The sequence below is a fragment of the Paenibacillus cookii genome (assembly GCF_018333375.1).
Taxonomy (GTDB): domain Bacteria; phylum Bacillota; class Bacilli; order Paenibacillales; family Paenibacillaceae; genus Paenibacillus_AQ; species Paenibacillus_AQ cookii.
In genome coordinates, this window is sequence record NZ_BORW01000020.1 from 12,602 (window position 1) to 35,587 (window position 22,986).

The 22,986-nt window shown below is 55.4% G+C and carries 18 protein-coding genes and 1 pseudogene; 7 read left to right on the forward strand and 12 right to left on the reverse strand.

Annotated features, from left to right (window positions below):
* The first annotated feature begins 82 nt into the window (after positions 1-82).
* A complete protein-coding gene (locus KI367_RS17070) occupies positions 83-751 on the forward strand; it encodes a hypothetical protein (RefSeq protein ID WP_212951105.1) in 669 nt (222 codons plus the stop codon).
* Between the two features lie 48 nt (positions 752-799).
* Here the strand turns inward: KI367_RS17070 and KI367_RS17075 are convergent, their stop codons facing one another.
* Together KI367_RS17075 and KI367_RS17080 are read right to left on the reverse strand one after the other, a co-directional pair.
* Positions 800-1,888, reverse strand: coding sequence for a nitric oxide synthase oxygenase (locus tag KI367_RS17075; RefSeq protein ID WP_212951107.1), 1,089 nt, complete (start codon positions 1,886-1,888; stop codon positions 800-802).
* A gap of 110 nt (positions 1,889-1,998) precedes the next feature.
* Positions 1,999-2,250, reverse strand: a pseudogene (locus KI367_RS17080) (MMPL family transporter); the annotation flags it as partial.
* Between the two features lie 60 nt (positions 2,251-2,310).
* Between KI367_RS17080 and KI367_RS17085 the strand changes: the two are divergent.
* Positions 2,311-2,466 (forward strand): hypothetical protein, encoded by a 156-nt coding sequence (locus tag KI367_RS17085; RefSeq protein WP_212951109.1) that lies wholly within the window; start codon positions 2,311-2,313, stop codon positions 2,464-2,466.
* A gap of 81 nt (positions 2,467-2,547) precedes the next feature.
* Positions 2,548-2,985: a ferritin-like domain-containing protein gene (locus KI367_RS17090; protein ID WP_246537036.1), complete on the forward strand. Its 438-nt coding sequence runs from the start codon at positions 2,548-2,550 to the stop codon at positions 2,983-2,985.
* 56 nt (positions 2,986-3,041) lie between these two features.
* Here the strand turns inward: KI367_RS17090 and KI367_RS17095 are convergent, their stop codons facing one another.
* From KI367_RS17095 to cidR, 7 genes are all read right to left on the reverse strand, one after another.
* The gene (locus KI367_RS17095; protein ID WP_036706271.1) at positions 3,042-3,512 is read right to left on the reverse strand and encodes a hypothetical protein; all 471 of its coding nucleotides are present in this window, start codon (positions 3,510-3,512) and stop codon (positions 3,042-3,044) included.
* Between the two features lie 87 nt (positions 3,513-3,599).
* Positions 3,600-5,150 carry an MDR family MFS transporter gene (locus KI367_RS17100; protein WP_212951111.1) on the reverse strand — a complete coding sequence of 517 codons (1,551 nt, stop codon included), beginning with the start codon at positions 5,148-5,150 and terminating at the stop codon, positions 3,600-3,602.
* 156 nt (positions 5,151-5,306) lie between these two features.
* Positions 5,307-7,595: a 5'-nucleotidase C-terminal domain-containing protein gene (locus KI367_RS17105; protein WP_212951112.1), complete on the reverse strand. Its 2,289-nt coding sequence runs from the start codon at positions 7,593-7,595 to the stop codon at positions 5,307-5,309.
* 282 nt (positions 7,596-7,877) lie between these two features.
* On the reverse strand, positions 7,878-9,758 hold the full coding sequence (locus tag KI367_RS17110; protein WP_036706264.1) for an ABC transporter ATP-binding protein: 1,881 nt from the start codon (positions 9,756-9,758) through the stop codon (positions 7,878-7,880).
* Entirely contained in the window at positions 9,755-11,491 is a 1,737-nt protein-coding gene (locus tag KI367_RS17115) for an ABC transporter ATP-binding protein (RefSeq protein WP_212951114.1), read from the reverse strand. The genes KI367_RS17110 and KI367_RS17115 overlap by 4 nt, the downstream gene beginning before the upstream one ends.
* Complete coding sequence (locus tag KI367_RS17120; RefSeq protein WP_052146731.1) at positions 11,485-12,027, reverse strand: MarR family winged helix-turn-helix transcriptional regulator; 543 nt, start codon at positions 12,025-12,027, stop codon at positions 11,485-11,487. The genes KI367_RS17115 and KI367_RS17120 overlap by 7 nt, the downstream gene beginning before the upstream one ends.
* A 151-nt stretch (positions 12,028-12,178) precedes the next feature.
* Positions 12,179-13,072 (reverse strand): cidABC operon transcriptional activator CidR, encoded by an 894-nt coding sequence (gene cidR / locus KI367_RS17125; RefSeq protein ID WP_036706261.1) that lies wholly within the window; start codon positions 13,070-13,072, stop codon positions 12,179-12,181.
* Between the two features lie 178 nt (positions 13,073-13,250).
* Here cidR and KI367_RS17130 point away from each other — a divergent pair, with 178 nt between their 5' ends.
* Positions 13,251-13,625: a CidA/LrgA family holin-like protein gene (locus tag KI367_RS17130; protein ID WP_036706259.1), complete on the forward strand. Its 375-nt coding sequence runs from the start codon at positions 13,251-13,253 to the stop codon at positions 13,623-13,625.
* Positions 13,622-14,296, forward strand: a complete 675-nt coding sequence (locus KI367_RS17135; protein WP_036706257.1) for a CidB/LrgB family autolysis modulator — start codon at positions 13,622-13,624, stop codon at positions 14,294-14,296. Before KI367_RS17130 ends, KI367_RS17135 begins: the two co-directional genes overlap by 4 nt.
* A gap of 23 nt (positions 14,297-14,319) precedes the next feature.
* Here KI367_RS17135 and KI367_RS17140 read toward each other — a convergent pair whose 3' ends face one another.
* Both KI367_RS17140 and KI367_RS17145 read right to left on the reverse strand, forming a co-directional pair.
* The gene (locus KI367_RS17140; RefSeq protein ID WP_212951116.1) at positions 14,320-15,303 is read right to left on the reverse strand and encodes a Gfo/Idh/MocA family protein; all 984 of its coding nucleotides are present in this window, start codon (positions 15,301-15,303) and stop codon (positions 14,320-14,322) included.
* Between the two features lie 82 nt (positions 15,304-15,385).
* The gene (locus tag KI367_RS17145) at positions 15,386-17,680 is read right to left on the reverse strand and encodes a helicase C-terminal domain-containing protein (protein ID WP_246537038.1); all 2,295 of its coding nucleotides are present in this window, start codon (positions 17,678-17,680) and stop codon (positions 15,386-15,388) included.
* 287 nt (positions 17,681-17,967) lie between these two features.
* On the opposite strand from KI367_RS17145, the gene gdhA reads away from it, so the two are divergent.
* A complete protein-coding gene (gene gdhA, locus KI367_RS17150) occupies positions 17,968-19,347 on the forward strand; it encodes an NADP-specific glutamate dehydrogenase (protein ID WP_052146730.1) in 1,380 nt (459 codons plus the stop codon).
* A 310-nt stretch (positions 19,348-19,657) separates the two neighbouring features.
* A complete protein-coding gene (locus KI367_RS17155; protein WP_373316242.1) occupies positions 19,658-21,511 on the forward strand; it encodes an LTA synthase family protein in 1,854 nt (617 codons plus the stop codon).
* Positions 21,512-21,579: 68 nt separating this feature from the next.
* Here the strand turns inward: KI367_RS17155 and allC are convergent, their stop codons facing one another.
* The gene (allC, locus tag KI367_RS17160; protein WP_246537039.1) at positions 21,580-22,827 is read right to left on the reverse strand and encodes an allantoate deiminase; all 1,248 of its coding nucleotides are present in this window, start codon (positions 22,825-22,827) and stop codon (positions 21,580-21,582) included.
* Between the last annotated feature and the right edge of the window lie 159 nt (positions 22,828-22,986).

Below are 22,986 nucleotides of genomic sequence, written 5' to 3' on the forward strand. Positions count from 1 at the left end.
AACCTTTTTAGGGAAAATTCGTTTATGATTAGGAGAAGAAAAAGCAGCGTTTCCTTCCATGCTGCCAAAAAGGAGAAATAGGATGAAAAGCACCCCATTCATGTTGCGGACGGCATTCGGCATCATCGCAACCGCAGCCGCGCTGTCTTTAACCGCCTGCTCCGGACAAGGCGCAAGCGAACCGCCCGCCGCCAAATCTTCGGAACGGCCCGTCGCCGTGCAAAACAGCCATGCCGAGGCCGGCACCGCTGCCAAAAAGCAGGAAACGCCGGAAGAAGCCTTCTACGCCGCGTATAAGGAAAGCTCGTCCGATCGGGACAAAATCGAAAACATGATGAGCCGCATCACCGGTTTGGATTGGAAAACGTATCGGGAGCTCCGGAAAGACGTTCCCCTTATGGACGAAACGCTGGGCTATCTATATAGAAACCGCAGCATGATCAAGCCGGAACATTACAAGGCGGTGTTCTCGGCCACCCGCAATCTGGACGGCGCAGGGAGCGAAAGTTACGCCGCCCTTGCGAGCGAACTGTTTTGGACGGACAAAAAAGCCGCGATCCAAGCTTTGTCCGGCATGGACGATCCGAAACGGCGGCAATCGGTCATCGGCTTGATCGCCTATGGCTTAAGTTATAAGGATGCCACACAGGTTCAAAAAGAAATCGAGGCATGGCAAGCCGGCGCCGAACTGACTTCGGCCGAACAGCAAATCGTTCAAAGCTTGCTCGAGGCCGTCAAAGATCCTTATTAAAGAAATTCCCGGCCCATACATCTGCCACGGTTTCATCCCCGTGTCGATCTAGTACGGCCGCTCCTGATAAAAGAAATTGGGATATACGATCGTATTGTCGTAAGATTGGTGAAAAATATGGGTCGTCGCCGGGGACACCGGCGGGATGAGCCAATTCCAGTACCCCGTCAGCTTCCGGCCGCATTGGGCCTCCCGCTGCTCGAACAATTGGAACTGGGCCGCCGCGGTATGGTGATCCACCATGCTGACGCCTGCCCGTTTGTACGAATGCAGCACGGCCACATTCATTTCGACCAGGGCGCGGTCGCGCCAAAGCGAGGTTTCGCTTGCGGTTTTTAGTCCCATCACCTCTGCCACCTGCGGCAAAACGTCGTAGCGGTTCGTATCCGCAAAATTGCGGGCCCCGATCTCCGTCGCCATGTACCAGCCGTTAAAAGGCGCCGCCGTATAATGAATGCCGCCGATGACCAGCTCCATATCGGAGATGAGCGGCACGGCATACCAGCGCAGTCCCAACTCCCCGAAGGCGGGATAATCCGGATGCGTCAGCGGAACCTCCAGCACCAGCTCATCCGGGATCGAATACAGTGCCGGCTTCCGGCCCTCCGCCTGGATAACGAGAGGAAGGACGTCAAACCGCGTGCCTTTGCCCTGCCATCCCATCTTCAGGCATACGTCCGTAAACGGCACCGAAGCGGGGTCGCCGACGATCCCGCCTTCCGTCCGGTACCCCGCATACCGGATCAGCTGGTGATTCCAGATGCGCACGCCGCTCCCGGTCGGCCCCGCAGGTTTGAACACCGATATCGTCGGCACGATTTTGCCGCCGTTGGTCGCGGTCTCGATATGCTCCAGCAGCGCCGAATGGATGTCGTCCGCATGGGCCAAATGCCGCCGGTCCCGCACCACCATCGAATCCCAGAACAGTCGGCCGATGCAGCGGTTGCTGTTGCGCCAAGCCATTTTGGCCCCATGCTCCAGCTCCTCGAACGTATGCCCGTAGGTACCGGTCAAACCGATTTCCTTTTTGATTTCCTTCAGCCTGCCGTCCGCTTCCTGCTCCGTTTTTCCAAGTTCGGCATAACAAACCCGTATAAAATCCTCCGCTTCCTGCAGCAGAACGTTACGATCCGTCATTTTCCATCATCCTTATGCTCCGTCTACTATGTGTTCGTACCTATTATAGCCTTGAAGAAGGCTGCAGGACCACGGCAAACTTGATATCTTCGTGAACTTGCATCCCCGTTTTAAGCTTCCGTGCGCACGGAACGCTCCTTCGCTGCGGCCGGTCTGGACGTCCAAAACGCAAATCGTCCCAGCAGGGCCGTAATCGCCGGCACCAGGAACGGACGGACGATAAACGTATCCAGGAGCACGCCCACCGCCGTAATGATGCCGAATTGGACGAGAACCTGGATCGGCAGCGACGCCAGCACCGCAAACGTTCCCGCCAAAATGAGCCCGGCGGAGGTGATGACCGAACCGGTCTCCCCGACCCCTCGGTCAGCTTCACCGAAGCGATCCGGAAAGAAGAGGTCCGCCCGCTGCATCCGCTGCTGATGGCCCATACGCTGGCCTCGATGCTGATGCTCGGCAACCGCGAGGCGGCCAATGACATTCAACCGTCGCCCCGGGAGCTTGCCCGCGACATCATCGAAATGTTCTGGAACGGCGTCGGCATGGAGCCCAAACCCCGCACCGGCGAGCCTAAATAAAAGGCACCTGCTCGACTGAACCTCCTCCCCTTCGCTTGCATAGGGTATATCAGCCCATCAAACTGGAGAGGAGAACGTCCCTTGAATCGATACGGAACCTACTATCGGCCTTCGACGAATCCGGACGCCGCGCTGGCCGGCGATCTGATCAAAGCCATCAATGGCGAGTTCAGCGCGGTTACCTGTTACGAACAATTGGCCCGGCTTGCGCCGTCGGAAGGGGCCAAAAAACGCATTTTGGAAATTCGCGACGACGAAGTGAGGCATCTGCGATTTTTCCAGCAAGCATACCGGCACCTGACCGGCCAAACCCATACCCCCGTTCAAACGGAGGTCTGCCCGAGGGAGTACAGGGAAGGGGTAAACTCCTCGTATATCGATGAGCAGGAAACGGTCGATCTTTATTTGAAAATGTCCGACCGCGCACAGGATCCTGCCCTGAAGGACACGCTTCGCCGCATCGCCATGGATGAACAAAATCACGCGGTCTGGTTCCTGTACCTGCTGAATCAGGGTTAGGACGGAACCGAAAAAGAGGCTTTCCCGGAGGAAAGCCTTCTTTCATTCAACATTCACTAGGCGATGTCGGCCTCCATCTCGGCCTGCCGGACCCGGCTGCGGTAAGCTTCGAGGGATTCGTCGATGATGCTGCTAACCATGGCCCTATCCGCCTCGGGAATCAGGGTCAGCGCGTAATTCCACGCATTCTCTTCAATTTGGAGGGCCGCCCGCATTCGCGTTCCTTCGCTGAGGCGCATATCCTCCGTCTGTTCGCTCAATGAGGACAGATCCGGATCTGCCGCATGTCCAAGCTCATGGGCCAGCACAATCGCAAAGTATTCCTCCACCCGGTCAAGGGAGCCGAACATCTGCATGCACTGCTCCTCGATTACTCCGGTATACATCGTAACGCTTCTGGAATGCATGCCGAACTTCCCGCCGACCAGACGCCCGCCATCAAAACGGGATTCAAGCCGAACGTCAACATCAACCTTCGACCGCTCCAGCAGCCGCCTAGCGATCTGATTTAAGCGTAAGATCTCCAATTCCCTATCTTTGTCCCCTTTTTCATCGAAATACACAATAGCCATTATAAGAGGAATCGGCAAGAATGCAACAAGTTAGCAAGCACTTTATGCCCCGGTTTGCAATTCTTCGGCTTCCTTAGGTTTGGAGGACAAGACCTCTTTCTTCAAAAACCAGCACAATATGAACACAATGATCATCGCGGCAAAAGAGTACATGTAGATATACTGGAACGACTCTACGAACATCGTTTTTACCGTCGTGACCAGATTTGCCGGAAGATCTTTAGGGATCCCGCCTGCAGCCAAATCGTGCATATGTCCTTTGACGCTCTCAGGCAGCTGCGAGCCTAGGCTTCCTATTTTCGAAATGAGCGTCGACGATAAAAGATTGCCGAACAAACTTACCCCGATGGTGGCGCCAATCGTTTGAAATAAAGGAACGGTTGCCAAGGCAACCCCTGTGTGCTCTTTTTCAACAGACTCCTGTACAATCAAGTTATCGCTGCCGAACAGGACGCCCATGCCAAGGCCCGAGATCACGAAGAACATGATAATCTGCACGATGGTCGTATCCATATTGATATGCGAAAAGAAATAGAAGCCGATAACCGGCAGGATAAATCCGATGCCGAAAATTTCGCGGTAGCGAACCTTCGTCAGCAAAAATCCGCAAACCATGGACGAAGCGACGGCGCCAACCATCATGGGCAGCTGCAAATAGCCGGATTCCGTCGGCGTGAGCCCTAACACATTTTGCCCGAAATACGGAAACGACGAGAAGGCACCCATGAGCCCAAGACCCACGATAAATACAATCATGGATAAAACCACAATATTGCGGTTCTTGAATAAATGCAGCGGAACGATCGGTTCTTTTACCTTGGACTCAACCCATAAAAAGATTCCAAACAACGCAGCTCCTAATACGAGTATGCTTACAATAAGCGGTGAGTCCCAAGCGTATCCGTTGTTTTGAACGAGCACCGGCGTGATTAGCAGCGATACGATCGAAGCGACCAATAGAACGGCCCCGCCCCAGTCGATAGCCACTTTCTTCGCCTGCTTCGACTCGCGAAGTCCGCTTGCCAAAAAGATCGCCGCAATCACTCCGACCGGAATGTTCACGAAGAAAATCCAATGCCAGCTCACTTGGTCGACGAAAAATCCGCCCATCAACGGTCCGAGCAGCATGGGAATAAACATGACCGGCCCCATCAAGCCTTGCACTTTAGCACGCTGCTCCACCGGAAAGAGATCGCTTGATATCGTCATCGCGAGCGGCATCAAACCGCCGGCGCCGATCCCCTGTATGCCGCGTCCAACCAATAACAAGGTCATCGAATGCGATAAACCGCACACGATGGAGCCGCCGATAAATAAGGCCATACATATTAAATATATCTTTTTTCGGCCATACAGGTCCGCCAATTTCCCTAGAATCGGCATGAACGCCGACATCGCCAGCATGTATATCCCGGCTACCCATCCATAGAGGGACAGTCCGCCAAGCTCGCGAATGATCGTCGGCATCGCGGTACTGACGACCGTTTCGTCCAATTCGGAGAATATAATTCCTATGAGTAGGCCGATCATGACAAGGACTTTGTGATTTTTCTTCTCCAGGGTCCCCTGACCGCCCTTTAACACATTTTCCATTTTGTTTAGCTCCTTTCCTTTGGTACCACGATTATAAAAGAGCTATATGAACTGAATATGAACTGAAATATTTCAGAAAAAAAGAGGGCCTCCCGGCAGGGAGTGCCCTCTCTTCTTTTTGGCGATAAAAATTCACATGATGCTTAGAATGCCGCTTTAAAAGATCGTGACGTATTTTCCGTAAACAAAGGCCGTTTTTCCTTGGTAAACGACTTTCACCCAGCCGTACGGCGCCGTTCCCGTCACTTCAAGCACGGTTCCTTTCGGAGCCGCACCCAAAATTTTCGCTTTGGCGGAAGCCCCCGCCCGAATGTTCAGAAATTCGGCCGTAATTTTCGCCTGCTTGCCGGAGGATGGCTTCGCAGCAGGCTTTGCCGGTTTTACAGGTTTAGCAGGTTTAGCAGGCGCCGGTTTGGTCGATGGCTTTTCCGCCTCCGGTTTGGCCGGCTTGCCCGGTTTTTCGGCAGGTTGCTCCGGCTTCGCAGCCGCTTTGCGCGCCTCGTTCAGCTTATGGTACAGCTCGCCGGTCGTTTTGACGCCGGCCAGCAGCGCCGGATCGACGCCCGCTTTTGCAGCCAATGAGGCTGCGTCTTCCGCCTTGACCGGATCAAGGATATTGATGGAAGCGATGTTGGTATATTTGCCGTCCGGCGTGGTCGGCACGCTCAAAATGCCTGCGTTCATCAGCTCCACCACATCCGCGCGTTCCTTTGCGGTCGTGTCGACGCCGATGATGTTCCAATTGTTTTGCAATTTTGCTTCATATTTGCCGTTCGCGACCTCTTTCAGATAGCGGATGGAAAGATTGCGGATCGTACCGCCGGTTTCCCCGTAGGCGCTTTCCGCTTTCGACGTCCACAGCTTTTCGAACTTGCGCCCTTCCAGCGCCCCGCCTTTGGCCACCAAGGCGTCCATGCGGTAAGCGTTCATGCCGAGCGTGAGCGTTTCGTCCATTTGGATCGGCGTGCCGTCCAGATGTCTCAGGTTGGTGATCCGGCTGCCGTAAGGTTTGGACAAATCGATGACGTATTTGACGCCTCCGAAGAAATCGTTGGTGCTGTATTTGGAGGATCGGCGTTTTTCATCGAAGCTGACCGTCACGTCGCCCGGACGGGTGCTGTTGAAATAGCCTGCGGCCCATTCCATGTAGTCTTTTAAGTCCTTGCCGGTGACTTTATAGTTGGTGACCTCGCCGAGCGCGAACTGATAGTTGTAGGCGATGTCCTTTTTGCGGATCGGACCGACGTCCAGCCTTGCTTTGTCATTGTCGATCTGATGCGCAACGACGTCCGCTTTGCTGTAATGCAGCATGACTTCGCTGAAAAAGTCGGACAGCGGCGTCTCCTGAACCTGTACGGCCGGAATGCCCTTGATCTCGTTTTCCGGGACCATATTGCGCTTTCCGACCAGTTCGCCGACCACGATATTGGCGTCCTTGCGGGCGAATTCATGGTAAGGCAGCAGCTCTTTTTCCAGATCCGGGTCGGAAACCGCCGGGGTGCCGTCTTCGCCTTTGACCGGAATGGCCGTGGCCGTTTTGTCTTTCAGCACCATTTTGCCGCCTTGATTGACGAAGGTGAGATCGATTCGGGACACATGCGTTCCATATTTGTCGGGTTCGCCGATCAGGACGCCGTTGACCGTCGCGCTTTTCACCAGCTTGTGCATATGGCCCGCAAAAATGGCGGTCAGCTCCGGCACTTCATTGGCGATATCGGTGACGCCCGTTCCCGGAAGTGCATTTTCGTTTTCCAATCCCATGTGCATCAAGCCGATCATGACGTCGACTTTGCCTTCCAGCTCTTTGACGGCCTTTTTCGTTTCGTCGATCGGATTTTTGACGACCAGCCCGTTCAGGTGATCGGTGTCTTTCTCGAAGTCGGTGATGAGCGGCGTCGTCATCCCGATGATGCCGACCTTGATGCCGCCTCTTTCGACGATCGTCGTGGCCGGAAGGAACCGCTCCCCGTTTTCTTTGTATACGTTCCCTGCCAGCTTCGCCGCTTTGAATTGCCCCGCGACTTTGTCGAAGGTATCGAGGCCGAAGTTGAACTCATGATTGCCCATGGCCCAGGCATCGTATCCCATCTCGTTCATCGCGACCATCATCGGCGATTTCGGCTGGTCATTGAACAGCTCCGCGGAGTTGTCCTGAATGACGTCGCCCGCATCGAGCAGGATCGTGTTCGGGTTTTCGGCGCGAACCTTTTTGATCAAGGTGTACAGCTGGGTAAAGCTGCCGTTCGTGTTGGCCGTGTCCATCGCGTAGTCCCACGGCATGAACCGTCCATGGACGTCGGAGGTCGCCAGCAGCGTGATGTGCGTCTCCTGGTCTTCGGCGGCCTTCGCTTTTGCCGGCTGGAAACCCGCTGCGCCGGACAACGCAAGCGTGGCGGCCAGGGCCAGCCCCGTCAGCCTTTTGAAGCGGTTTTTCATGTTAAGCATGTTGGAGTCCCCTTTTCTCTTTATTCTTTTTTTGGAAAAATGGTAGCGCTATCAAAAGTTTTCCAAAGGCTCATTTTAATCTAAAAAAAACCATCCGTAAACCTTTAGGCGCAAAAAAACTCCTCCCGCATGCCTTGAATTCTGCGGCGGTGACTCCGTTATTTTACAGGGTTCCCAAAATGGGAATCCCTTGTAATTCCCCAAAAAAAAGAACGCCCCGTATATTCGGAGCGTTCATCATTTATAGATGATGCGTAAATCTAGAAATCTCTTTCTCCCGCATCAGCCTGCATGCTGCGCTTTTCCGCCCGTAAACTGGCTGTTGTACAGATCGGCGTAGAAGCCGCCTTTCGCCAGCAGTTCCTCGTGCGTGCCCTTTTCGATGACGCTGCCGCCGTTCATGACCAAAATCAAATCGGCGTCGCGGATCGTGGACAGGCGGTGCGCGATGACAAAGCTGGTGCGGCCCTTCATCAGCTCGTTCATCGCTTTTTGGATATAAACCTCGGTCCGGGTATCGACGCTGCTTGTCGCTTCGTCGAGAATCAGGATCGACGGGTCGGCCAAAATGGCGCGGGCGATCGTCAGCAGCTGCTTCTGCCCCTGCGAAATGTTCGAAGCTTCCTCGTTGAGGACCGTATCGTAGCCGTCCGGCAGCGTCCGGATAAAATGGTCGGCATGGGCCGCTTTCGCCGCCTCCACCACTTCCTCCTCGGTCGCGCCGCTGCGGCCGTAAGCGATATTTTCGCGGATCGTGCCGTTAAACAGCCATGTATCCTGCAGCACCATCCCGAAAATGCTCCGCAGGTTGCCGCGCTTCAGCTTCGTGATATTGACGCCGTCGATCGTAATCGCGCCGTCATTGATTTCATAGAAACGCATCAGCAGGTTGATGAGCGTCGTTTTGCCGGCGCCGGTCGGCCCGACGATCGCAATCGTCTGCCCCGGCTTGACGTCGATGTTCATGTCCTCGATCAGCGTTTCGCCTTCTTTGTAGCCGAATTTTACGTGCTCGAAGGCGACCGCGCCTGTCGGTTTGTTCAGTTCGACCGCATCGGCCGCTTCCGGCACCTCCTCCTGCTCGTCGAGGAGCTCGAAGACGCGTTCCGCGGAAGCGATCGTTGACTGAATGATGTTGGCGATATTCGCCGTCTGCATGATCGGCTGCGTGAACTGTCTCGCGTATTGAATGAAGGCCTGCACGTCCCCGATGGTGATCGTTTTATGCGTGACGAAAATGCCGCCGACGACGCAGACCAGCACGTAACCGATGTTGCCGATAAAGGACATCATCGGCATGATCATGCCGGAGATGAACTGGGCTTTCCAGCCTGAATGGTACAGCTTGTCGTTGATTTCGTTGAACGTCGCCACGGACTCGTCCTCGCGGCCGAACGCCTTGATGATTTTATGGCCGGTGTACATTTCCTCGACATGCCCGTTCAGCTGGCCGAGGGAACGTTGCTGGCCCATAAAATGCTTCTGGGACCGCGATGCGATCATCCGGATCACGATAAAGCTCAGCGGCAGCGTCACGATCAGAATGAGCGTCAGCCAAGGGCTGATCGTCAGCATCATCACGATGACCCCGACCAGGGTGACGATCGACGTCATCAGCTGCGTCAAGCTCTGCTGCAGCGTCGTGCTGATGTTGTCCACGTCGTTGGTCGCGCGGCTGAGAATTTCGCCATGCGTTTTCGAATCGAAATATTTGAGCGGCAGCCGCGACAGCTTGCGGTTGATCTGCTCGCGCATGTCGTACACGACCTTTTGCGCCACGCCGGCCATCAAATACTGCTGCGCATAACTGAACACGGCGCTGAACAGATACAGCCCGATCAGCCAGAGCAAGATTTCCGTAATGTAGCCGAAATCGATGGAAGCGCCCGGCACGTGTTGCGTTTTGGCCAGGATGCCTTCAAACAGCGTGGTGGTCGCCTCTCCCAAAATTTTCGGGCTGACGATGCTGAACACGGTGCTGAGGATCGCCATCAGGAAGATGACCGCCAGCGTCACGCGGCGCGGCCGCAGATAGCCCAGGAGCCTGCGCAGCGTGCCTTTAAAATCTTTGGCCTTTTCGGCCGGCATCATCTGTCCGGGGTGGCCGCCGGGATGGCGCGGGCCCGGAGGCCGGCTTCCGGGATGTTTTCTGTGTTCGCTCATGCGATCTCCTCCTCCGACAGCTGCGAGGATACGATTTCACGGTATACGTCGCAGGTTTCCATCAGCTCGCGGTGTTTGCCGATGCCGGCCACGCGCCCTTCGTCCAGCACGATGATCCGGTCGGCATCCATGACTGTGCTGGCCCGCTGGGCCACGATCAGAACGGTTGCGTCCCCCGTCACTTCCTTCAGCGCTGCGCGCAGCTTGGCGTCCGTCTTGAAGTCAAGCGCGGAGAAGCTGTCGTCGAACAAATAAATCTCGGGTTTTCGGACGAGCGCCCGGGCGATGGACAAACGCTGCTTCTGCCCGCCGGACACGTTGGTTCCGCCTTGGGAAATCTCGGACTCGAAACCGTCCTTCATCTTGGAAATAAACTCGGTCGCCTGCGCGATGTCCGCGGCCCGGCGCAGCTCCTCGTCGGTTGCGTCGGCTTTGCCGTAGCGGAGGTTGTCCGCGATCGTGCCCGTAAACAGGACCGCCTTTTGCGGGACATAACCGATTTTGGCGCGAAGCTCCTCTTGGGTCATCTCCTTGACGTCCCGGCCGTCCACCAGCACGCTGCCGCTTTCCGCATCGTAAAAACGCGGGATCAAGCTGAGCAGCGTCGATTTGCCGGAACCGGTGCCCCCAATGATCGCGGTCGTTTCGCCCGGTGCGGCGCTAAAGGAAATTTGGCGAATCGCCGGCTGCTCGGCGCCCGGGTAACTGAACGTCACATCCCGGAACTCGAGATAACCGCGTTTCTCCGTTTCTTTGCTTTCGGCGGCCGGTGCGGCGGGATCGACGATTTGCGGCTCCATGTCCAGCACTTCGTTGATCCGGGTCGCCGACGCGGATGCGCGGGGCACCATCACGAAAATGACCGATACCATGATCAGCGAAAACATGATCTGCATCGCGTACTGGATAAACGCCATTAATGCGCCGACCTGCATATGGCCCTCGCTGATCCGGATGCCGCCGAACCAGACGATGGCGATCGTCGAGAAGTTCATGACGAGCATCATGATCGGCATCATGGCCGCCATGATTTTGTTGACTTTGACCGCCGTTTGCGTCAAATCGTAGTTGGCTTCATTAAAACGCTTCTGTTCATGTTCGATGCGGTTAAAGGAACGGATGACGCGTATGCCGGTCAAGTTCTCGCGCAAAACGCGGTTCAGCTTATCCAGCTTGACCTGCATCGCTTTAAAGAGCGGCAACCCTTTGCCCGCAATGATGAAAATGGCCCCGGCCAGCACCGGCACGATCACGACGATCACGAGCGACAGCGTCGCATCCTTCGAAACGGCCATAATGATCCCGCCGATGCACATCATCGGGGCGCTGATCATCATCCGCAGAATCATCGTCAGCACCTGCTGCATTTGCGTAATGTCGTTGGTCGTGCGCGTGATCAGCGAGGCGGTGCCCAGCTTATCGAATTCCTGCAGCGAAAAATGCTGGACATGCCGAAAGACGCGGCTGCGCAAATTTTTGGCGAAACCGCCCGCCACCTTGGCCGACAGGTAACTGGCTCCGATGGAGCAAAAAGCCCCGCCCAAGGCCACCAGCAGCATAAAGCCGCCGATTTTCCAAATATAAGGGATATCTCCGTGCGTGATGCCTTTGTCCACGATGTCGGACATCAGCGTAGGCAAATACAGGTCCGACATCGATTGGATGAACACGAGCAAAAAAACGAACAGAATCGGCCCTCTGTAAGGCTTCAAATTCCGAAACAGCTTCAGCATGTCGGCACTTCACCTCCATCCGATGAATCATCCTTCTTTTTGCTTTCATAATACTTATAGGCCTTGTTCAGCAGCTCGGACAGCTTCTCGCTCTCCTCGATGCCCAGGTAATCGACCAGCCCCCGGAAGGAATGGATCGTCGCCTTGCGGGCTTGCAGAATCACGTCCCGCCCCTCCTCGCTGAGCCTGATCCGCACGACCCTGCGATCGGCCTCATCCGGAGTCCGCTCAATCCATTTTTTCTTCTCCAGCGCTTTGACAAACTGGGTGACGGTCGGAGAGGTGACCCGCAGCATCGAGCTGATCTCGGACACTTTAAGTCCCGGTGCGCCCGGCTCGACATGCCGCATGAGCAGAACCATCAGCCCCATCTCGCTGAGCTTCAATCCTTCGACCACCCGGTGGCGAAATTCGCCCCTGTTAAACCGCATGACCGCCTGAAGCAGCTGGACGACGGTTTCGTGATGCCGATCATGCTCCTGCAGCTCGGGATCCTCGCAGCAAGGTCCCTGCCGGTTGTTGTTATCGCCGTTCATGACGTATATCATCCTCCTTTCCTCAGGTGTGCTATGAAGAATGTTTGCCCGCACAAAAAAATAATTAGGTTACCAATTAAATAGGCGACCTAATTATATATCCGTTCCGATTTTTATGTCAATTAAAACATATGTAAAATACGATGAGCCGCTACCCCTTGTCTTCCATCAATATCCCCTGCGTAAATGCGATCCATTCCCGCGCGGCATAGGACAGGTAACGGTCCTTGCGCCAGATCATCCCAAGCTGCCACGGAATGACCGGTTCCACCAGCGGCATAATCCGGATCCGCTCCCGGTTGATTTCCCGGCAGATCGTTTCCGGCAGCAAGGCGATGCCCAAATTCGCAGCTACCATGCCGCTGATCAGGTCCCATTGGGAGCTTTCGTAAACGATATGCGGCTGGAAGCCGACCTTGACGCATTCGGTGATGATCCGGTCGTGCAGCGCAAAATCCTCCCGGAACAGCACGAAGTTCTCTTCCGCCAGATCGATAAGGCGGGCGCACTCCCGATCGGCAAGGCGGTGGGAGGGATGCACCAGCAGCATCAGGTTTTCCCTGACGAACGAAAACGAGTGGAACAGCGCGTCGTCGGTCGGCAGCACCACGACGCCGATGTCGAGCAAACCGCTCTCCACGTCGACCTCTACCTTTTTGGCCCCGTCTTCAAAGATCTGCATCGTCACCTGCGGATATTTCTGATGGAACTGCCCGATCACCTCCGGGAAAAAGCTCGATCCGACCATGGGCGGAAGGCCGAGGCGGATATGCCCCTTCTTCAGGTTTTTCAAATCTCCGAGCTCGGAGGACAAGCTTTGAAACGACTTCACGATCGGCTGCGCCTGCTCGTAAATAATCCGGCCGGCATCGGTTAGAACCACCTTTTTGCCGGAGCGGTCAAACAGGGTCACGCCAAGTTCCTCCTCGATGTTGCGGATCGTTTTGCTGATGGTCGGCTGCGTGATGTACAGCGTTTCCGCCGCTTTCGTAAAGCTCTGCAGCCGGGCTACCTCCATAAAGTACTGCAATTGCCTGATGTCCATCTCAAGCCTCAAACTCCTTTCAAAACGCCTGATCTGCAGCGGTATGTCCCAATTGCCGGCGTTCGGACGCGATCTTGTTATGTATAGAAAAAGGGAATGGTCATCATTCTTTTAATTCATTTTACTCATGAAAATAAGGGGTGTAAAATTTTCACGTAAATGAAAGGAGAGAATCCCTGTGAACAACATGATCAAAGGAACGGTGCAGGTTGCGGCGCTCATGGCATTCTCGCTGCTGATGAACAAGCTGGCCGGACTTTTGCATTTGCCGATTCCAGGCAGCATTCTGGGGATTGTCGTGGTGTTTGTTTTGCTGGAAACCGGCATCCTCCGCCTGGAATGGATCGAGCTCGGCGCCAATTGGCTGCTTGCGGAGCTGCTTTTGTTCTTCATTCCCGCGGCTGTCGGCATCATGAAATATATCCCGATGATGGAAAACGACGGCGTCCGCATCTTGATCGTAGTCATTTTCAGCACATTCATCGTCATGGCCAGTTCGGGGCTGCTTGCATCCCGAATCGCCAAACAAAAAGAACGGAGGGCTTCGCGATGATCGGCTTTGTCTGCCTGCTCGTTACGCTCGGCATTTATTTCGCGTCCAAGCGAGTTTACGGCAAATACCGCAAAATTTATTTATCGCCGCTCCTGGTTACGCCCATCATCCTTGTCCTTATTTTGATCTGGGCGAATATTCCTTATGAATCCTACAATTCTGGCGGCAAATGGCTGAGCACCATGCTGCAGCCGGCGACGGTCGCGTTTGCGGTGCCTTTGTACAAAAACTTCAAGGTACTCAAAAAGCACGCCGTCGAAATTATCGTCAGCGTGCTTGCGGGTTCGTGCATGGCTATGGTCTCATCGGCGTTTCTCGCCAAATGGCTTCATCTCAGCGGATCGCTCGTCACGAGCATGATTCCCCGCTCCATCACGACGCCGATCGCGATGAACGTTTCGCAGGTCCTCGGCGGCGTGCCGAACATCACCGCCGTGTTCGTCATTATTTCCGGGCTTCTTGGCCCCGTGATCGGGCCGTTCGTGCTTCGCCTGTTCAAGATCGAAAGCGAAGTCGCCCGAGGCATCTTGTACGGCACCAGCTCGCACGGCGCAGGCACCTCGAAAGCCTTCGAGATGAGCGCCTTGTCCGGAACGATTTCGAGCATTTCGATGATTCTGGCCGCCTTGTTTACGCTCGGCGTGGCAACCTTCATGACGGCCATCACGTAAGATGGACATCTGATGGAACGATTTCACTCGTAATTGACGCGTACCGGCTTTCCGGTACCCGCCGATTCCAGCGCGGCGCAGGTGACGGCCTGCGTCTTGTACGCGTCGGCATAATCGGAACGAATCCGGGAGCGGTCACCCGTGCGCAGCGCATGGAGGAACGCTTCCGTTTCTTTTTGGTATAGATTCGAAGGCTCCCGGTATTCCGTCCGCTCGCCCGGCCTGATCCAGGATAAGCGCCGCGGGTTCCAATCCAGCACTCCCTGATCGGTATAAACGGCCAGTCCCACGCCGTCCGCTTCGGTTCCCGCCGGCAGCACGCACGTATTGGAAATATTGGCGACCAGGCCGCTTTTCAGCTTGAGCGTGACCGTGCCGACATCCGAGACTTCCACGCCTTCCTCCTGCTCATGTTTGACGCGGCTGCCGTACAGCGCATACACTTCCTCCACCTCGCCGGCCAAGTAACGAAGCAAATCCGCCAGATGCGTGGTTTGTTCGATGAACTGCCCTCCGGAACCGTTCTGCTTCCTCCACCAAGAAACGCCGGGCATGCCGTCCATCCAGCGGCCGAGAACCATGCCCGCCTTCTGCTGACGCAAAAGTTCCTTCATTTTATCCATGTTGGACTGGTAGCGGAAATGATACCCGACCGAAGTGAGCAAACCGGCTTCCTCAACCCCTGCCAGGATGCTCCGCGGAACGTCCGTATCCAGTCCGAGCGGTTTCTCCGCCAAAAACGGGATGCGGCGCAGGATCAGCTCCCGTTCGATCGCTCCGTGCGACATCGGGGGCACGCAAACGTATGCCGCGTCCAGCCGCTCCGTTTCCAGCATTTCCGTCAGGTCCCCATATCCGGCGGCCCCGTACGGCTGCGCCGCATGCTCCGCCTTCTCCTTGCTGGTCCCCAAAAAAGCCCGAACCTTTACGCCCTCGGCTGCGGCCAGCAAATCCGCGTGTACCTTGCTGAACCAGCCTGTCCCGATGATTCCGATCTGAAGCGCCATGGCAGATCCCACCTTCTTCCGTATTTATCCCCTATCATACAGGACGTTCGGAAGGGTTGGCTACGGATTTCATCCGTTCCGCCTAGCTCTTCCATTCCTCCGGAAGCAGCGCCCGGTAATGCGGCTGCGTAAACCGGTCGTCGATCAGCATCAAAACCCCGGTATCCCGCTCCGAGCGGATCAGCCTGCCGCCGGCCTGCAGCACTTTGTTCATGCCGGGCAGAACGTAAGCGTAATCGTAGCCGCTTTTGCCTTCGCGGTTAAAATGGTCGCGGATCAGGTTCCGCTCCAGCCCGAGCTGGGGCAGCCCGACGCCGACGACGGCCACGCCGATCAGGCGGTCTCCCTGCAGGTCGATGCCTTCCGAGAAAATGCCTCCGAGCACGGCAAACCCGGCCAACGTATCGCGATTATCCGCCCGGAAAGCGGACAGGAAACGCTCCCGCTCCTCTTCGGCCATGCCGGGTCCCTGCACGATCGTCCCGACGTCCGGATATTTCATGGCGAAAACTTCATACACGCTCTGCAAATATTGGTAGGAAGGGAAAAAGAGCATGTAATTGCCCCGTTTTCCGGTAACCAGCCGGTAGAGCAAATCGGCCAGCGCTTCGCGCGTCCGCTCCCGGTCGCGGTACCTGGTGGACAGCGGGTGAATCTGCACGTCAAGCTGCTCCTTCTTGAAAGGCGTTGGGATCGAGACGGCATAATCGTCCGCATCCGCCCCCAGCATATCCCGATAATAGGAAAGCGGCGTCAACGTCGCCGAGAAAAACACCGTCGAACGATACCCTTTCTCCGCCTGCGCCAGCAAATAGGAAGGGTCCAGGCAAAACATCCGGATCGTGACGTCGCTGCGCATAATCTCCGCATAGGTCACGTACCGTTCGTCGTACAGCTTGGACGTGCGGATGAAGTTTTGGGCGGCAAAATACGTTTCCAGCAGAAGCTGCTGTTCTCCCGGGCCTGCGGCCAGTTCCCGTTCGGCCTCGCCTGCAAAGGCCTCCAGGAGACGAACCAGCTCTTCGGGAGCTTCTTCGGACACATGCGTCCGTTCGTCCCCGCAAGCCTTCCGAAATTCGATGAAGTATTTGTTCACGGCGTCCGCGGCCTGGGCAACGGCCCGGTTGCGCTGCTTGTAATCCCGTTTCAGCTGGAGAAAGCCGGCTTTGCCGATGTCGGCCGAGAACATCTCCCGCCCCCGATCGACCAGGTTATGCGCTTCGTCCACCAGCAGCGCCGTACGTCGTTTTTGCTCTTCCATCAGCCTTTTGAACGACACGCGCGGATCAAAAACGTAATTGTAATCGCAAATGACCGCATCCGCCGCATATGCCGCATCAAGCGAAAACTCGAAGGGACAGACCCTATGCTTCCGGGCGTACCGCTCAAGCACCTCCCGCGTCATGATCGTTTCGTTGGCGAGAATGTCGAGCACCGCGCCGTTAATCCGGTCGTAATAACCGTCCGCATACGGACAGGCTTCCTTCGTGCATACGGTCTCCTCTTGAAAGCAGACCTTCTCCTTGGCGGTGATCGTGACGGACTGCAGGCGCAGCCCCTTCTCCTGCATCAGGCCTAACGCCTGCTCCGCGGCGGTCCGGGTAATGGTTCTTGCCGTCAGGTAAAAAATTTGCCCGAGCAGCCCTTCGCCGATCGCTTTGACGGACGGAAACAGGGTGGACATCGTTTTGCCGATCCCGGTCGGCGCTTTGGCCAGCAGCTTTTTCTTTTCCATGATCGCCCCGTACACCGACCCGGCCAGCTTTCTCTGCCCTTCGCGGTATGCGGGAAAGGGAAACGGCAGCGCCCGGATGCTCTCATCCCTGAGACGTACATTTTCGAGCCGCAGGGCGGCGTAGGGGGCGTACCGCCTGACGACGTCCGTCACGAAATCCGTCAGCTCGCCGAAGGTGCGGGTGCGTTTGAACCGCCTTTCCTCCCCCGTTTTGGCGTCTACGTAAGTGAGCTGAACGCCTACGCGCTCCAACCCCTGATCCTTTGCTACAATATAAGCGTATACCTCCGCCTGGGCCCAATGGACGGCTCGCCCGTCCTCAAGCATGTCCAGTCCGGCCGAGGTCGATTTGATTTCGTCGACGGTCAGCCCTTCGTCCGTGACGATCAAACCGTCGCATCTTCCTTCGATTTGATATATAATGCCGTCAAACGGGATTTCCGTTTTAAGATATACTTCTTTATGATCCCCTTCCCGGTACGCCCGCTGCACCTGCTGATGAATCCGGGTGCCCTCATGCATCGCGGCCGGGGTCCGGAAACCGGAATCGATGCTCCCGCTGCTGAATACATATTCCACGAGCGGCCTAACCGAAATATGTACGATGTTGCTTTTCGTTTCTTCGCCAGTCAATGGGATCACCCGTTCCCCTGTTGTTTTTCAATATCATACCACATCGTTCTTCCCGCAGCCTACCTCTCCTTCCCAGAAAAAGGGTGTTCCTTCCAAAAAGTTGTCCAAAATGTTTCCGGAAGCCAAAAAAATATTGCCTGTTTAAAGTATTAAAGGGTTGAAGATTTCCGGCACTCTCGTGTATAATTCTTGTTTAAATACAGATTCATGCTTACAGAATGCGTAAGCCTTAAGTTAGATTTTCTTAATGCTTCAGCATTCTGTAATTTTGAATCCAGGGATAAGGAGAGAAGCCAATGACATTTTTGCATGTAGAACTGCCTGCGGAAAAGAAAGCCAAATCGTATGTCAATGAAGTCTTCGAAACGGTGTGTAAAAGGAACCCGAACGAAAGCGAATTCCATCAGGCCGTCAAGGAAATCCTCGACTCGCTCGTTCCCGTGCTGGCCAAAGAGCCCAAATACATGGAGAACGGCATTCTGGAAAGACTGGTTGAGCCTGAAAGACTGATTACCTTCCGGGTTCCTTGGGTAGACGATCAAGGAATCGTGCGCGTCAACCGCGGCTACCGCGTCCAATTCAACAGCGCTATTGGCCCTTACAAGGGCGGACTTCGCTTTCACCCCTCTGTAAACTCCAGCATCATCAAATTTCTCGGTTTTGAGCAAATTTTGAAAAACTCCCTGACAGGCCAGCCGATCGGCGGCGGTAAAGGCGGTTCGGATTTTGACCCGAAAGGCAAATCGGACGCCGAAGTCATGCGCTTTACCCAAAGCTTCATGACCGAGCTGTACAAATACATCGGATCGGACGTTGACGTTCCTGCCGGCGATATCGGGGTAGGCGCCCGCGAGATCGGATTTATGTTCGGCCAGTACAAGCGCATTCGCAGCGGCAACGAAGCCGGCGTCCTGACGGGAAAAGGCATCACTTACGGCGGAAGCTTGGCTCGTCCTGAAGCGACGGGCTACGGCACGGTATATTTCGTCAACGAAATGCTGAAAGCGAAGGGCGACAGCCTCGAAGGCAAAACGGTCGTCGTTTCCGGCTCCGGCAACGTGGCCATTTACGCCATCCAGAAAGCGAACCAATTCGGCGCGAAAGTCGTGGCATGCAGCGATTCCGCCGGTTACGTGTACGATCCGGAAGGCATCGATTTCGAAACGGTGAAACAGCTGAAGGAAGTCGAAAGAAAACGGATCAGCGAATACGTGAAGCTGCATCCGGGCGCAAAATATTTCGAAGGCTGCTCGGACATCTGGACGATCCCTTGCGACATCGCCCTGCCGTGCGCGACCCAAAACGAAATCGACGAAAACGCGGCGAAGCTGCTCGTAGCCAACGGCGTCAAAGCCGTGGCGGAAGGCGCCAACATGCCTTCGACGCTGGCCGCCATCGATGTATTCCTTGAAAACGGCGTTCTGTTCGGACCGGCCAAAGCGGCCAATGCCGGCGGCGTAGCCGTGTCCGCGCTCGAAATGTCCCAAAACAGCATCCGTACGTCCTGGACGTTCGAAGAAGTCGACGAAAAGCTGCATCAAATCATGATCAACATTTACAACAACAGCGCCCAAGCGGCCGAGCAATACGGCTACCCGGGCAACCTCGTGGTCGGCGCCAACATTGCCGGCTTCGTCAAAGTGGCTGACGCGATGATCGCCCAAGGCGTCATCTAATCCGGTCTCATTCATTTTTTACAAGCATCCGGTTTCCCGGAAGAAATTTGCCCCTTGCGGCAAACCTATTTTCTTCCGGAAGGCCGGATGTTTTTTGTTGTTGGCCGCGAAACGGCTTTTTACCCCGAATTTGCCTTGAAATGTTTTGTCCCCGGTTTTGACTTCTGATCTGGCGAGGGGCATAATATTTTTATTACGATCCGGAATTTTGCAAGTTTTTTTGACTCACGAAGCTCCGAAAATCCGCATCCATCACCTGCTTCGCTGCCCGCTGGGCGGCTAGTTGTTTTTCTCAACGGAGGGAAGTCGTATCGTGTCACGTGAATCCATTGCCCAAATTTTAAAAAAGCCGTTTGCGATCTTTACGATCATTCTGCTGTTGAAGGGGTACCTTGCCTGGGCCGTAACGTTTGGAGATTGGCTGCCCTGGAGGGTGCTGATCACGGAAATCCCTTTCATATGGCTGCTGTTTTGCCTGATCGAATGGTGCGCCTCCAAGCGCAAGCTCATGGCCTATACGATCGTAAACATCATACTCACCGGCGTTTTTTTCGCAGTCATCATGTATTTCAAGTACTACGGCGTCATCGTCAACTACCATGCCTTGGCGCAGGTCAACCAGGTAACCGAGGTCAAAAGCAGCGTGTTCTCGCTGATGGACCCGTATTATCTGCTTGTGTTTGCCGATATTATCGTGCTGCTCGTGCTTTTGCTGAAAAGCCGCAAGGTCAAGGAATGGAGAATCAGCATCAAGCGCAAGCCGAAAAAAAGCGTCGTATCCGTTGTCTTCATCTTGTGCCTGGTCGTCTGCCTGTTTAACATTTTGCCGAACCGGGCCAGCATGAACGAAATCAAAAAAGCCCAGCAAATGGGCATTCTCAACTATGAGGCTTATACGATTTTTTCGCAGAAGAAAGAGCCGCTCATTCCGCTGGAAAACATCCATCAGGCCGACATCGACAAACTGAAGGGCATTACCGTGCCCGACCATCCCAAATATTTCGGGAATGCCAAGGGGAAAAACCTGATCATCATTCAGCTGGAATCGTTCCAGAATTTCCTGATCGGCCTGAAAATCGACGGCAAAGAAATTACGCCGAACATGAACAAGCTTGCCAAGGAGCAGCTCTACTTCTCGAACTTTAACCAGCAAGTCGGACAAGGAAATACGTCGGATGCGGAATTCGTGGTCAACACCTCCTTCTACATTCCGCCGGACGGAGCCGCCACCCAACGTTACGTGGACAAAAAGCTGCCAAGCCTGCCGCGTCTGTTGGAGCAAAACGGCTACAATACGCTTACGCTGCACACCAACAAGGTGCATTTCTGGAACCGGGAGGAGCTGTATTCCTCGCTTGGCTTCCAGCATTATTACGACCAGTCTTATTTCGGGGAAGACGATCTGGTATTCTTCGGCGCTTCCGACGAGGTGCTGTACGCGAAGACGGCCAAGAAGCTGCAGGAGCTCGACCGGGAGGACAAACCTTTTTACGCCCAAATCATCTCGATGTCGGCGCATCACCCGTTTACGATTCCGGCCCGAAAATACAAAATGGAGCTGCCTGAACGTTACCAAGGCACTTTTGTCGGAGACTATATCCGGGCGCAAAATTATGCCGATTACGCTTTGGGGCTTTTCATCGAGGATTTGAAGCAAAAAGGGCTCTGGGACGACAGCCTGATCGTCATATACGGAGACCATATGGGACTGCCGATTTATTCCCTGGACCATGACGATAAAGAGCTCATGAAAGAAATTTACGGGCATGAATATTCGTACACCGACATGCTGAACATTCCGCTGATCATTGCCGGCAGCGGCGTTCCGCACGAGCAAATCCGCGAGGAGGTCGGCGGGCAAACCGACATTATGCCGACGGTGGCCAACCTGCTTGGCGTTTCCTTGAAGGATCACGTCCATTTCGGGCAGGACCTGCTGAACCAGACCTATAATTTGCTCCCGCAGCGGTATTACCTGCCTTCCGGATCGTTCTTGAACGACAACGCGATGTTCATGTCCGGCAGCGGATATGAGGATGGCACGCAATACCCGCTGAGCGGAAACGATTCGATCGGCAAAGGAACGACCAAAGATGAATTCAATCGCGCGCTCAAGCTGCTGAGGCTGTCCGACAGCTACGTGAACCAGCAGCCGCTGAAGTAAGCCCCCGCGCGGCAAATAAGCCCCGCTCCTGATGTCAATCAGGGCGGGGCTTTTTCATATCATTACGGCTAATACGCAAGCTGGTGCAGCAAATCGGTCAGCACCTGAACGCCGGCTTCCAAATGTTCGGGTTCCGTATATTCGAGCGGCGAATGGCTGATGCCTTTTCGGCTCGGGACAAAAGCCATGGCCGTCCGGCAGCAGGCCGCCAAGATTTGGGCGTCATGGCCTGCGCCGCTCGGCATCCGCCGGTACGGCAAATCCCGCGATCGGCAGATCCGCTCGATGGCATCCGTAAGCTCCGCATCCATGGCAATCGGCGCGGTATTCATCCAACGTTCGGTCTCGATATCGACGTTGCGCCGACTGGCAACCTCATGCAGCAGGCCGACGAAATGGGCGCAAGCCTCTTCCAGCTTGGCCCCGTCGGGATGGCGGACGTCCATGGTGAAGAGGACTTCCCCCGGGATGACGTTAGGCGTGCCGGGAATCAGCTCCATGCGCCCGACCGTCGCCACAAGCGGCGCGCCGATCTCATCCGCGCCGTCCATGACCGCCGCCACCATCTCGCCGGCCGCCCGCATCGCATCCCTGCGGTACGGCATCGGCGTCGTCCCCGCATGGTTCGCCTCTCCTTTCACGCGGACGGTATAACGCTGCAAACCGACGATTTGCTCGACGATGCCGATCGTTTGCCCTTCCTGCTCCAAAATCGCTCCTTGCTCGATATGCAGCTCGATAAAGGCGCCGATATCCGTCCGCGCCCCGCGCCCCCGGCTTCCGGGCCCGAAGCCCGCCGCCTTCATCGCCTCCATGAAAGAAATCCCCTGCTGGTCCCGCGCATGCTCCACATCCTTGTAACCCGCAGCGCCGGTCAGAAACGTCGATCCCCAATAGTTATAAGGGAACCGGCTGCCTTCCTCTTCGCAAAAAGCGACGACCTCGATCGTTTTTTTCGGCGCTCCGTATTTCTCGCGCAGGCGGGCCAGCGCCGCGATTCCGGCCACGATCCCGTACGCTCCGTCGTATTTCCCCCCGCGCTGCACGGTGTCCACGTGCGAACCGGTCAAAATGCACTCGCTGTCCGCATCCGTGCCCTGCAGCCGTCCGAACAAATTGCCGGCATCGTCGAAAGCGGGTTCAAGCCCAAGCGATTTCATTTTTTCCGCCAATGCCTCCTGCGCTTCCTTCCAGGAACGCGTATATAAAAGACGGGTCACTCCGCCGTCCGCATCCGCCCCGTAGCGGCCCAACCACTCGATAAGCTGTTCGGTCATCTGCATGTCTTCCTGCTCCAATCCTGTCTCGGTTTTCAAGCTGATGCAAAATATCCCCGCTCATACCGGATTTTCTGCATACTCTTCTTCGCTTCTATACACCATATCACTGCTGCAACAAAATTTCTATGTATACCCGCAAAGCCCTGTTTTCAGGTTTGCCCGGCTCCTTTTTTTCTGTAAATACGAACATTAATG